13 protein-coding genes are annotated in these 11756 nt (G+C 74.5%); 2 read left to right on the top strand and 11 right to left on the bottom strand.

The annotated features are described in order from the left end of the window. Window positions 1–47 precede the first annotated feature (47 nt). A complete protein-coding gene (locus ATL51_RS26445) occupies window positions 48–257 on the top strand; it encodes a hypothetical protein (RefSeq protein ID WP_157818538.1) in 210 nt (69 codons plus the stop codon). 18 nt (window positions 258–275) lie between these two features. On the opposite strand, the gene ATL51_RS26440 is transcribed toward ATL51_RS26445, so the two are convergent. The 5 genes from ATL51_RS26440 to pyk are packed head-to-tail and all read right to left on the bottom strand — an operon-like array spanning window position 276 to window position 5159. Further along, window positions 276–755 carry a CoA-binding protein gene (locus tag ATL51_RS26440; protein WP_100880281.1) on the bottom strand — a complete coding sequence of 160 codons (480 nt, stop codon included), beginning with the start codon at window positions 753–755 and terminating at the stop codon, window positions 276–278. Continuing rightward, a complete protein-coding gene (locus ATL51_RS26435) occupies window positions 752–2065 on the bottom strand; it encodes an O-acetylhomoserine aminocarboxypropyltransferase/cysteine synthase family protein (RefSeq protein WP_392567387.1) in 1314 nt (437 codons plus the stop codon). The genes ATL51_RS26440 and ATL51_RS26435 overlap by 4 nt, the downstream gene beginning before the upstream one ends. A 19-nt stretch (window positions 2066–2084) precedes the next feature. Continuing rightward, window positions 2085–2795, bottom strand: a complete 711-nt coding sequence (locus ATL51_RS26430) for a dienelactone hydrolase family protein (RefSeq protein WP_073573870.1) — start codon at window positions 2793–2795, stop codon at window positions 2085–2087. Next, window positions 2792–3709 carry an acyl-CoA thioesterase gene (locus ATL51_RS26425; RefSeq protein WP_100880279.1) on the bottom strand — a complete coding sequence of 306 codons (918 nt, stop codon included), beginning with the start codon at window positions 3707–3709 and terminating at the stop codon, window positions 2792–2794. Before ATL51_RS26425 ends, ATL51_RS26430 begins: the two co-directional genes overlap by 4 nt. 25 nt (window positions 3710–3734) lie before the next feature. Then, on the bottom strand, window positions 3735–5159 hold the full coding sequence (gene pyk / locus ATL51_RS26420) for a pyruvate kinase (protein ID WP_100880278.1): 1425 nt from the start codon (window positions 5157–5159) through the stop codon (window positions 3735–3737). Window positions 5160–5270: 111 nt separating this feature from the next. Here pyk and ATL51_RS26415 point away from each other — a divergent pair, with 111 nt between their 5' ends. Continuing rightward, on the top strand, window positions 5271–5621 hold the full coding sequence (locus tag ATL51_RS26415) for a VanZ family protein (protein WP_301549204.1): 351 nt from the start codon (window positions 5271–5273) through the stop codon (window positions 5619–5621). A gap of 46 nt (window positions 5622–5667) precedes the next feature. On the opposite strand, the gene ATL51_RS26410 is transcribed toward ATL51_RS26415, so the two are convergent. The 6 genes from ATL51_RS26410 to ATL51_RS26385 form a co-directional block, all read right to left on the bottom strand. Next, entirely contained in the window at window positions 5668–6699 is a 1032-nt protein-coding gene (locus tag ATL51_RS26410) for a M28 family peptidase (RefSeq protein ID WP_301549203.1), read from the bottom strand. Between the two features lie 252 nt (window positions 6700–6951). Continuing rightward, window positions 6952–7590 carry a DUF2461 domain-containing protein gene (locus tag ATL51_RS26405; RefSeq protein ID WP_100880276.1) on the bottom strand — a complete coding sequence of 213 codons (639 nt, stop codon included), beginning with the start codon at window positions 7588–7590 and terminating at the stop codon, window positions 6952–6954. Further along, window positions 7587–8531, bottom strand: a complete 945-nt coding sequence (gene lgt, locus ATL51_RS26400; RefSeq protein WP_100880275.1) for a prolipoprotein diacylglyceryl transferase — start codon at window positions 8529–8531, stop codon at window positions 7587–7589. The genes ATL51_RS26405 and lgt overlap by 4 nt, the downstream gene beginning before the upstream one ends. Window positions 8532–8534: 3 nt before the next feature. Then, a complete protein-coding gene (gene trpC, locus ATL51_RS26395) occupies window positions 8535–9404 on the bottom strand; it encodes an indole-3-glycerol phosphate synthase TrpC (protein WP_301549202.1) in 870 nt (289 codons plus the stop codon). Window positions 9405–9453: 49 nt separating this feature from the next. After that, window positions 9454–10104, bottom strand: coding sequence for a Trp biosynthesis-associated membrane protein (locus ATL51_RS26390; RefSeq protein WP_083658010.1), 651 nt, complete (start codon window positions 10102–10104; stop codon window positions 9454–9456). Beyond that, window positions 10101–11720 (bottom strand): anthranilate synthase component I, encoded by a 1620-nt coding sequence (locus tag ATL51_RS26385; RefSeq protein ID WP_301549201.1) that lies wholly within the window; start codon window positions 11718–11720, stop codon window positions 10101–10103. The genes ATL51_RS26390 and ATL51_RS26385 overlap by 4 nt, the downstream gene beginning before the upstream one ends. Window positions 11721–11756: the final 36 nt, after the last annotated feature.

Raw genomic sequence — 11756 nt, 5'->3', positions numbered from 1 at the left:
CGCTGCGGCGCGCAATGATGCCCGTCACGCCACCGAAGGAGGCCCCCGTGGACGGTCACGACCCGCAGGTGCTGATGATGGCCGACGTCGCCGACCGGTGGGTGGTGCGCTGCGACTGCGGGTGCGGGGTCCTCACCCAGTACGCCACCCGGGAGGAGGCCGACGAGGCGGCGGAGCAGGCCCGCGCCGAGGCCGGTCCCCCGGCGGCGAGCGAGGAGGTCGTCGACGACGCCGGGCGGGCCCCCGAACGGATCTGACCGCCGGGGGCACCCGGGTCAGTCCCGGCGCCGCGAGGTGATCACTCCGGTGTCGAACCCGGCCAGGTGCAGCCCGCCGGCGAAGCGCGCGTGCTCCACCTTGAGGCACCGGTCCATCACCACGGTCAGGCCGGCGGCCTCCGCGCGGCGGGCCAGCCCCTCGTCGAACAGGCCGAACTGGAGCCAGAACGTCGACGGCGCCGGGTCGAGGGCGAGCACCTCGTCGAGCACCCCGTCGAGGTCCTCGGGGCGGCGGAACACGTCGACCAGGTCCGGCACCACCGGCAGCTCCGCGAGCGAGGGGTACACCGGGCGCCCGAGGATCGTGGTCGCGTTCGGGTTGACGAAGTACACCTCGAACCCGGTCGAGGCCAGCAGGTAGGTGGCGACGAAGTTGCTGGCCCGGGCCGGGTTGGGGCTCGCCCCGACGACGGCGACGGTGCGGGTGTCGCGCAGGATCTGCTGCCGCCGCCACGCGGGCGGGTTCTCCCAGGTCACGCGGTCTCCTTCTGCGAGGCGGTGAGGGCCTGGTCGAGGTCCCAGACGATGTCGTCCGGGTCCTCCAGCCCGACCGAGATCCGGATCATGTCCTCGGGGACCCCGGCGTGCTCCAGCTGCTCGGTGGTCAGCTGCTGGTGGGTGGTGGACCCGGGGTGCAGGACGAGGGTGCGGGCGTCGCCGACGTTGGCGAGGTGGCTGCACAGCTGCACCGACTCGATGAACCGCGCCCCGGCGGCCCGGCCACCGCGCACCCCGAACGCGAACACCGCGCCCGGTCCCGCGGGCAGGTACCGGCGAGCCCGCTCGTGGTGGCGGTGCGACGGCAGCCCGGGGTAGGTCACGTACTCCACCCGCGGGTCGGCCTCGAGCCACTCGGCGACCTTCTGCGCTCCTGCCACGTGGGACTCCATCCGCTGCGGCAGCGTCTCGACGCCCTGCATCAGCAGGAACGCCGAGTGCGCGGACAGCGTGGCGCCGACGTCGCGCAGCTGCTCGGCACGCAGCTTGGTGAGGAACCCGAGCTCCTGGAAGTTGCCCCACCAGGTGAGCCCGCCGTAGGACGGGACCGGCTCGGTCATCCCGGGGAAGCGACCGTTGCCCCAGTCGAAGCGGCCGGACTCGATCACGACGCCGCCGAGGGTGGTGCCGTGCCCGCCGAGGAACTTCGTCACCGAGTGGATCACGATGTCCGCGCCGTGCTCCAGCGGCCGGCACAGGTACGGCGTCGCCAGCGTCGCGTCGATGATCAGCGGGAGCCCGGCCGCGTGCGCGACCTCGGCGAGCCCGGCGATGTCGGCGACCTCGCCACCCGGGTTGGACACGACCTCGGCGAAGACGAACTTGGTGTTGTCGCGGATCGCGGCGGCGTAGTCGGCCGGGTCGGTGCCCGGCACGAAGGTCGTGTCGACGCCGAAGCGGCGCAGCGTCACGTCGAGCTGGGTGATGGTGCCGCCGTACAGCCCGGCCGCGGCGACGGCGTGGTCCCCCGCCCCGGCGAGCGCGGCGAAGGTGAGGAACTCGGCGGCCTGCCCGCTGGCCGTGCACACCGCGCCGATACCCCCGTCGAGGCTGGCCAGGCGCTCCTCCAGCGCCGCCACCGTCGGGTTGGCGATCCGGGAGTAGATCAGCCCGTACTTCTGCAGCGCGAACAGCGCCGCGGCGTCGTCGGTGTCGCGGAAGACGTAGCTGGTCGTCTGGTGGATCGGCACCGCCCGGGAACCGGTCGCGGCGTCCGGCACCGTCCCCGCGTGCACGGCCCGGGTGCGGAAGCCCCAGGCCCGGTCCTGCTGATCATCGCGCTCGCTCACACCCCCCATCCTGCCCCGGCTACAGGTGGTCGCGCAGGAAGGCCCGTACCCGCTCCGTCGCGTCCGTCGCCGACGGCTCGTGGTACTCCGCGTGCAGCGGCGTCCGGCGCGCCACCGCGCCCTTCACACCCGGCGTGCGCGTCATGAACGAGTGCCCGGCCTCGGGGTAGACGACGACGTCGTGCGGGATCCCCCGCTCGGTCAGGTCGGCCTCCAGGCGCTGCGGGTAGCCGTCGGCGAACTGCGCGTCCCGCCCGCCGAAGCTGGCGACGACCGGGCAGACCGGTTCCACCTCGACGCCGGCGCGGCCGTAGAACGGCACCGCGACCCGGTACAGACCGCTCTGGGACAGCAGCATCGCGAACCCGCCGCCCATGCAGAACCCCATGACCCCGATCCGGTCGGCGTCGACGGTGGGCTGGTCGGCCAGCCAGCGCCGCGCGGACTCGCAGTCGCCGAGCGCGGCGCCGCGGCCGGTGGCCATCGTCGCCACCGTCGAGGCGATGCACAGCGGCTTCACCCGGCCGCGGGCGAACAGGTCCGGGATCAGCACGGTGTAGCCCTCGCGGGCCAGGTCACGGGCGACCCGGCGCATCTCCGGGGTCATCCCGAAGATCTCGTAGATCATCACGATCGCCGGGCCCGGGGTGGTGGTCTCGGGGCGGGCCAGGAAGCCGGGCAGCCTGCCGCCGTTGACACTGGGCAGTGAGATCTCGGACTCGACGGTCATGGGCGTGCGTCCCTCCCGGCGCGCGGGACCCGGACGAGTCCCTCCTGCATGGTGGTGGCGACCAGGCGGCCGTCGGCGGTGAAGAAGCGGCCGCTCGCGAGGCCGCGCCCGCCCGACGCGGCCGGCGAGAAGCACGAGTACAGCAGCCACTCGTCGGCCCGGAACGGCGCGTGGAACCACATCGCGTGGTCCAGGCTCGCCATCTGCAGCCCGGTCCGGGGCACGTCGTGGCGGGCGACGACCGACCCCAGCAGGGTCAGGTCGCTGGCGTAGGTGAGCAGGCAGACGTGCAGCAGCGGGTCGTCGGGCAGCTCGCCGTCGGCGCGCAGCCACAGCCGCAGCGGGTCGTCGGACGGACCGGGGTGGTCCTGCGACCAGGACGGCTCGTCGATCAGCCGGATGTCCAGCGGGCGCGGCAGCCCGGCCATCCAGCCTCCGTCGCCGCGGGCGGCGCGGGTGCCGAGGTCGTCGACGGCATCCGGCGCGGGGACGTCCGAGGGCATCGGCTGAGAGTGCTCCAGGCCGTTCTGCGGCAGCTGGAACGACGCCGACAGCGAGAATATCGGCTCGCCGCGCTGGATGGCGAGCACCCGGCGGGTGGTGAACGACCGGCCGTCGCGGACCCGCTCGGTCTCGTAGACGATCGGAATGCTCGGGTCCCCGGGCCGGATGAAGTAGGCGTGCAGCGAGTGGACGCCCCGGTCGGCCGCCACCGTGCGGCCCGCGGCGACCAGCGCCTGGCCCGCGACCTGCCCGCCGAACACACGGGGCAGCGACACCGGCGGGCTCACCCCGCGGAAGAGGTTGTCCTCCAGCCGCTCCAGGTCCAGCAGTGCGACCAGGTCGTCGAGGACGGCCTGGCCGCGCGGTTCACCGTCGGCTGCGGTCTGCGCGGTTGCGGAATCGGCACTCACGGTCGGTGAGTATGCCCAACCGGCCTCAGGCGTGGTCGTTCTCGCCCAGGCGGTGCACCCGGATCAGGTTGGTCGAACCGACCGTGGAGGGCGGCGACCCGGCGACGACGACCACCAGGTCACCCGGCTTGAACCTGCCGATCGACAGGATCGCGTGGTCGACCTGGCGGATCATCGCGTCGGTCGAGTCGACCTTGTCGACCAGGAACGTCTCGACGCCCCAGGTCATCGCGAGCTGACTGCGCACCGCGGGCTCCGGGGTGAACGCCAGCAACGGGAGCCGGGTGTGCAGCCGGGCCAGGCGGCGGACCGTGTCACCGGACTGGGAGAACGCGACCAGCGCCCGCGCCGAGAGCCGCTCGCCGATGTCGCGGGCGGCGTAGGACAGCACGCCACGCTTGGTGCGGGGCACGTGGTTGAGCGGCGGCACGTCGGCCGGGCCCGCCTCGACGGCCTCGACGATCTCGGCCATCGTCCGCACGGTCTTGATCGGGTAGCGGCCGACGCTGGTCTCGCCGGAGAGCATCACGGCGTCGGTGCCGTCGAGGACGGCGTTCGCCACGTCGGAGGCCTCGGCGCGGGTCGGGCGCGAGCTGGTGATCATCGACTCCAGCATCTGGGTCGCGACGATGACCGGCTTGGCGTTCTCCCGTGCGATCTGCACCGCGCGCTTCTGCACCAGCGGCACGTTCTGCAGCGGCAGCTCCACGCCCAGGTCACCGCGGGCGACCATGATGCCGTCGAAGGCGAGCACGACGGCCTCGAGGTTGTCGACGGCCTCCGGCTTCTCCAGCTTCGCGATCACCGGGACGCGGCCGGCGCCGGTGTTGTCCATGATCTTGTGGACGAGGTCGATGTCCGCGGGGCTCCGCACGAACGACAGCGCGACGACGTCGGCCCGCAGCGACATCGCGAACTCCAGGTCCGCGATGTCCTTGTCCGACAGCGCGGGCACCGAGATGTTCATCCCGGGCAGCGACAGGCCCTTGTTGTCCGAGACGGGGCCGCCCTCGGTCACCCGGCAGACCACGTCGTTGCCGTCGACGGCGACGACCCGCAGGCCGACCTTGCCGTCGTCGACGAGCAACCGGTCGTCGACCTGGGCGTCCTGGGCGAGGCCCTTGTAGGTGGTGGAGACCCGGTCGGGGGTACCTGCCACGTCGTCGACCGTGATCCGCACCTCCTCGCCGGTCGCCCACTCGGTGGGCCCGTCGGTGAAGCGGCCGAGCCGGATCTTCGGGCCCTGCAGGTCGGCGAGGATGCCGACGGCCCGCCCGGTCGAGTCGGCGGCGTCGCGGACCATCTCGTAGACGCGCTTGTGGTCGGCGCGGTCCCCGTGGCTGAAGTTCAGCCGGGCCACGTCCATGCCCGCTTCCACGAGGTCACGGATCCGGTCCGGGGTCGCCGTGGCCGGACCGATGGTGCAGACGATCTTGGTTCGACGTGTCACGGCTATCAGGGTAGCGCTGTCTGGAACGATCAGGACGACGGGAACCCGGCCTGTCGGCGTCCGGTTCGACGGTGTTCATCCCGGCGGTCACCGGTGGAGCAGACTGGGGGCGTGCGTGTCCAGCCGTTCGTCCTGTCGGTCCTGTTGAGCCTGGTGGTCCTGTTCACCCCGGCGTCCGGGGTCCCGACGGCACCTCCGGTTACCGACAAGGTCGTCCACCTGCTGCTGTTCGCGCTGCTGGCGTGGACCGGGCGGGCCGCCGGGATCCGGGTGTGGCAGCTGCTGGGCGGGCTCGTCGTCTACGCCGCGGCGTCGGAGGTCGCGCAGGCGTTGCTGCCGATCGGGCGCAGCGGGGACGTCCTCGACGCGCTCGTCGACGTCGCCGGGGCGGCGCTCGGGGTGGGGCTGGCCGTGCTGGTGGCGCGCCGCCGGCCGGGCCGCGAGACGTCATCGCGGCTCTGAGGCGGACCGGCCCCCACGGCCGCCCGTGGGACCCGGTCGGGCCGGCTCAGCCGGCGGGGCGCTGGGTGGCGTCGGCGAAACGGGCCAGGGTCGCCGCGATCGCCCGGGTGTAGCGGTCCAGCTTCACGGTGTCGACGTTGCCGATCCGGTCGCAGGCCGAGTGGTAGCAGCCGTCGTAGGCCCGGCCCGCCTCACCGCCCCAGAGCTGGGCCTGGGAGCGGGACTTGGTGTCCTCGTCGCCGGTGACCGCGCCCGCGACCGGGATGCCGACCTCGGCGAAGGGGCCGTCGTCGTCGCCGTAGAGGCCGATGGTCTCGGGCTGCGGGGCGCCCGCCGCGGCCAGCTCCTCGGCCAGCACCGAGGCGACGACGCCGGAGCCGGACGGGCCCCGCTCCTCGTCGTCCTCGCCGCGGCCGCCCTGCACGAAGTAGCCGCCGTTGGGCGAGCCGAGCATGTCGGCGTTGAGGTAGAGCAGGTGGTGCTCGCGCTCCTCCTCCGACAGGGACCGCACGTAGCCGGTCGAGCCCTGCAGGTCGTCCTCCTCCGAGCCCCAGAACCCGAAGGAGACGGTGGCGCCGACGCCCGGCTGCGGGCCGAGCGCGGTCGCCGCGGCGAGCAGCCCGGCGATGCCGCTGCCGTCGTCGTTGATGCCGGGGCCTGCCTGCACGGAGTCGAGGTGGGCGCCGGCGAGCACGATCCGGGCGGGGTCGCCGCCGCGGGTGCGGGCGACGACGTTGCGCAGCTCGCGGCCGTCCCCGGCGTCGTAGGTGGGGGTGGTGACGTCGAAGCCGGCGTCGCGCAGCACGCCGGCGACGTAGTCGACCGTCGCGTCGTAGCCGGGGGTCCCGGCGGCGCGGTTGCCGCCGTTGTCGTCGGCGATGCGTTCCAGGGCCCGCAGGTGCGGCACCGCGGCCTCGCCGGTCGCGGCGCCTGTGACCTGCTGGGACAGCGCCCCGGCGGGCGGCGGCGCGGTGGCGGGCCCGGCCGCGGTGCACCCGGCGACGACGAACGCCGCCGTCACCAGTGCCAGCAGCCCGTCACGGGTGCGCCGGCCCCGCGTCCGCCCCTGCACTCCCATGCCCACTCCCCCGTGCGTCGCCCCGGACCGCGTCGGCCCGTCCGCGGTGTTCGTACCCCGGTCGTCGTCCGGATCACCGCGCAGGTTGTCGACCGTGTCACGGAAACCCGTCCGGCGCCGCCCGGGCCGTCGGCGCGGCACGGTGACTCGGCCCGGCGACAGCGCGGCAGCGGTACGGCGGCGGCACGGCGCGGCACGGCACGGCGACAGCGCGGCGGCGGCACGGCGCGGAGACGGCGCGGCCGCGGCGGGTCAGCGGCGCGGGAGCTCGCTGGGACCGACGTGGTCGTCGAGCCACTCGGTGACCGGGCGGGAGGCCCGCCAGACCGTGCGGACCCGGTCCCGGGCCCGCGGGCCGTGCAGCACGTCGTCCGGCGGCCAGTTCCGCGACACGTAGAGCCCCTTGTGCCGCAGCAGGTCCAGCCGCGGATGGCCGGGGTCGGTGCCGCGCGGGCGGGTCTTGAGCGTCGCGCCGTCGACGGTGAACCCGGCGGCGCGGGCGGTGTCGAGCCGGGCCCGCAGGTCCTCGCCGCGGCGCTGGTCGTCGACGCTCTCGCGGTAGCGGGTCAGCTGGTCGGGCGCCATGTGGTAGTAGCCGCCCGCGGCGAGCATCCCGTCCGCGGACACCTCGACGTAGAACGGCTCGGCGAAGCCGCCGCAGTGGGTCTTGTACGGCGTCTTGTCCGCGGCGAAGCGCACGTCGCGGTAGGGCCGGAACACCTTGCCCGCCCCGAACTCCGGTTCGAGGTCGGCGAGCAGCGCCGTCATCGGGCCGCGGACGTCGCTCTCGTAGACCTCGCGCTGGTCGGTCCAGTACGCCCGGGAGTTGTCGGCGAGCAGGCCGTCGTAGAACTCGACGGCGCCGTCGCCGAAGCCCGCGAACGCGCTCACGCGTCCTCGCGCTCCTGGGGCGTGCCCTGCTCCCCGGGAGCGGTGGTGTCCTCCGGCTCGGGCGCGACGAACTCCTCGCGGCCGCGCCGGGCGAACGCGACGTAGAGCACCGCCCCGACGAACACGACGGCCGAGACGACGACGTTGATCCGGACGTCGCCGAACACGCGGGTCGCCGGATCCGTGCGCATGAGCTCGATGAAGAACCGGCCGAGGGTGTAGCCCGCGACGTAGAGCGCGAACACCTTGCCGTGGCCGAGCCGGAACCGGCGGTCGGCCAGCACGATCAGCGCGGCGACGACGAGGTTCCACAGCAGCTCGTAGAGGAAGGTGGGGTGCACGACCGCGATCGGCGTGGGGTCGAGCGCGACGCCGCCGAGCGGGTCGTCCAGCCCGGTCGCGGGGTCGACCCGACGGTAGATCTCCAGGCCCCAGGGCAGCGTGGTCGGGCCGCCGTAGAGCTCCTGGTTGAACCAGTTCCCGAGCCGCCCGATCGCCTGGGCGACGATGATGCCGGGCGCGACCGCGTCGGCGAACAGCGGCAGCGGGACGCCGTGGCGGCGGCAGCCGATCCAGGCCCCGACCCCGCCGAGCGCGATGGCGCCCCAGATCCCGAGCCCGCCGTTCCAGATCTCCAGCGCACCCCACGGGTTGCCGCCGGGGCCGAAGTAGGTCCGCCAGTCGGTGGCGACGTGGTAGAGCCGCCCGCCGAGCAGGCCGAACGGCACCGCCCACACCGCGACGTCGAGCACCGTCCCGGCCCGCCCGCCGCGCGCCTGCAGCCGACGCTCGCCCCACCACAGGGCGACCGCGATGCCGGCGATGATGCACAGCGCGTACGCCCGGATCGGGACCGGGCCGAGGTGCCAGACACCGCGGTCCGGGCTGGGGATCGAGGCCGGGAGCGCGGCGGGCAGGACGGTGGCGAGCGTGACGAGCACGGCTCAGCCGCCGTTGCGGCTGCAGGACGGGTGGAACCCGGCCGCGACCAGCCCGCGCACCGCGGCCGACGGGTCACCGCTGGTCACCAGGCCCTCGCCCACCAGCACCGCGTCGGCTCCCCAGCCCGCGTAGGTGAGCAGGTCACCGGGGCCACGGACGCCGGACTCGGCGACCTTGAGCACGTGCGACGGCAGCCCGGGGGCGATCTCACCGAAGACCGACCGGTTCACCTCGAGGGTGTGCAGGTTGCGGGCGTTCACCCCGATCAGGGTGGCGCCGGCCTCCAGGGCGCGGTCGCACTCCTCCTCGGTGTGCACCTCGACCAGCGGGGTCATCCCGAGCGACTCGACGCGGTCGAGCAACGAGGCGAGCACCGGCTGCTCCAGCGCGGCGACGATCAGCAGTACGACGTCCGCGCCGTGCGCACGGGCCTCGTGCACCTGGTACGGCGTGACGACGAAGTCCTTGCGCAGCAGCGGGGTGTCGACCCGGGCGCGGACGGCGTCGAAGTCGGCCAGCGAGCCGCCGAAGCGGCGCTGCTCGGTGAGCACGCTGATCACCCGCGCGCCGTTGGCGGAGTAGGCCTCGGCGAGGTCGGCCGGGTCGGGGATGTCGGCGAGCGACCCCTTCGACGGGCTGGCCCGCTTCACCTCGGCGATGACGCCGACACCCGGCTCGCGCAGGGCCGCCATCGCGTCCCGCGGCGGCGGCGCGGCCGCGGCCCGCCGTTTGATCTCGGCGAGGTCGACGACGCTCTCGCGCTCGGCGAGGTCCTCCCGGACTCCGTCCACGATGGACTCGAGGACGCTGGGTACGCGACCCGGTGTCCCGTTCGGGTGTCCGGCAGTACCGGCAGTGCCCGTAGTGCTCACAGGGCCGACTCCTCCTCCGCTCGCGCGTCGCCCGGACGTCGAGGTCATGCTAGTTCTCCCCCTCACGCGGGCCGACGGTCGGGTCGCCGCCGGCGTCGAGCCGTTCCCAGGCCGCCCGGTCGGGGTCGGCCGGTGTCGTGGCCGCCTGCGTCCCCGGTGCGGCGTACCGGGCGCCGAGCCGCGGCAGCCGCGGCTCGCGGACCACCAGCAGCACCGCCGCGGCGAGCGCGACGACCCCGCCGGCGACGGCCAGCCAGGGCCACGGCGTCGCCGAGACCGCACCGGAGCCCGCGGGGGCGTTCGGTGCGGTCAGCCCGGAACGGGCCGAGGCCAGCTCCACCGCCGACGGCGGCACGGCGACCAGCCGCAGGGTCAGCACCACCGCGGCCGCCCCGGCGAGCCCGACCAGCACGCCCAGCACGCGGCGGGCGATCCCGGACAGCGCGACCAGCGCGGCGACGGCCGCCACCAGCAGCGCCGCGACCGCGGTGACGGCGGGCTGCAGCTGCGCGCCGGTGGCGCCGAGCTCGACGGTGCCGCGGGTCGCGGTGGGCACCTCCAGCACGAACCACTCGGCCGCACCGGCACCCCACAGCGCACCGGCGCCGAGCAGCAGGCCGAGCACGGTCAGGCCGAGTGCCCGCCGGTCGGTGCGGCCCGCCGTGGGCGCGGCGGCGCCGTCGTCGCCGGGCGCCGTCACGCGCTGCCCGGGACCGGCGGGGGTGACATGGACCCGGCCGCGGCGACGGCCGAGAGCACCGCCCGGGCCTTGTTCAGGCACTCCATGTCCTCCGCGGCCGGGTCGGAGTCGGCGACGATCCCACCGCCCGCCTGCACGTACGCGGTCCGGTTGCGGATCATCGCGGTGCGGATGGCGATCGCGGTGTCGGCGTTGCCCGCGAAGTCGAGGTAGCCGACGATGCCGCCGTACTGACCGCGCCGGGTCGGCTCCAGCCGGTCGATGACCTGCATGGCCCGCACCTTCGGCGCCCCGGACAGGGTGCCGGCCGGGAAGCAGGCGACGACGGCGTCGAACGCGGTGCGGTCGCCGCGCAGCAGCCCGGTCACCGTCGACACCAGGTGCATGACGTGGCTGTAGCGCTCGATCTCGAAGAAGTTCCGCACGGTCACCGTGCCGGGCTCGCACACCCGGCCGAGGTCGTTGCGGCCGAGGTCGACGAGCATCAGGTGTTCGGCGCGCTCCTTCTCGTCGCCGCGCAGCTCCTTCTCCAGGAGCTGGTCCTCCTCGTCGGTCGCGCCGCGCCAGCGGGTGCCCGCGATGGGGTGCGTGGTGGCACGCCCGTCGAGCACGCTGACCAGCGCCTCCGGGCTGGACCCGACGATGGAGAACGGCGGCCCGCCCGCCGCGTCGTCGAGACGCAGCAGGTACATGTACGGACTCGGGTTCGTGGTGCGCAGGATCCGGTAGACCTCGAGCGGGTCGGCGTCGCACTCCATCTCGAAGCGCTGCGAGAGCACGATCTGGAACGCCTCGCCGGCGCGGATCTGCTCCTTGGCGTCCTCGATCGCGGCGTGGTGCTGCTCGGGGGTGCGCCGGCGGAGGAACTCCGGGCGGGTCGGGGTGTACACCGCGACCGAGCTGGGCGCGGGCACGGCGAGCTCGCCGGTCATCCGGTCCAGCCGGGCGACGGCGTCGTCGTAGGCCTGGTCGACGCGCTCGTCGGTGGCGTCCCAGTTGATCGCGTTCGCGATCAGGGTGACGGTGCCCTCGTGGTGGTCGAGCGCGGCCAGGTCGGTGGCCAGCAGCATGACCAGCTCGGGCAGCGCCAGGTCGTCGACGGCGGGGTCGTCCGGGTCCGCGATGCGCTCGACGCGGCGGACGATGTCGTAGCCGAGGTAGCCGACCATGCCGCCGGTCAGCGGCGGGAGCCCGGGCAGCGGCTCGGAGTGCAGCTCGGTGACCACGGTGCGCAGCGCGTCGAGCGGGTCGCCGGTGGTGGGCAGGCCGTCGGGCACCTCCCCGGTCCAGACCAGCTCGCCGTCGACGGCGGTGAGCGCGGCGGCGCTGCGGGCCCCGACGAACGACCACCGCGACCAGGACCGGCCGTTCTCGGCGGACTCCAGCAGGAACGTGCCCGCGGTCCCGCCCGCGAGCTTGCGGTAGACCCCGACCGGGGTCTCGTCGTCGGCCAGCAGCCGCCGGGTCACCGGGATGACCCGGTGCGCGCGCGCCAGCTCCCGGAACTCCTCACGGGTGGGGCTCACCGCGCCCAGGGCGGCGGCCGCGGGAGCCGCGGGGGCGGGGGCCCCGGTCGTCGTCGCGCCACCGGATGCGTTCTGGGTCCGCTGGGTCATGCGACTCATTGTTCCCGAGCAGTGACGGCCGCCCTC

The sequence above is a fragment of the Pseudonocardia alni genome, assembly GCF_002813375.1.
Classification (GTDB): Bacteria; Actinomycetota; Actinomycetes; order Mycobacteriales; family Pseudonocardiaceae; genus Pseudonocardia; species Pseudonocardia alni.
The sequence above is the reverse complement of the archived record's forward strand: the minus strand, read 5'-3'. Positions and strand labels throughout refer to the sequence as shown.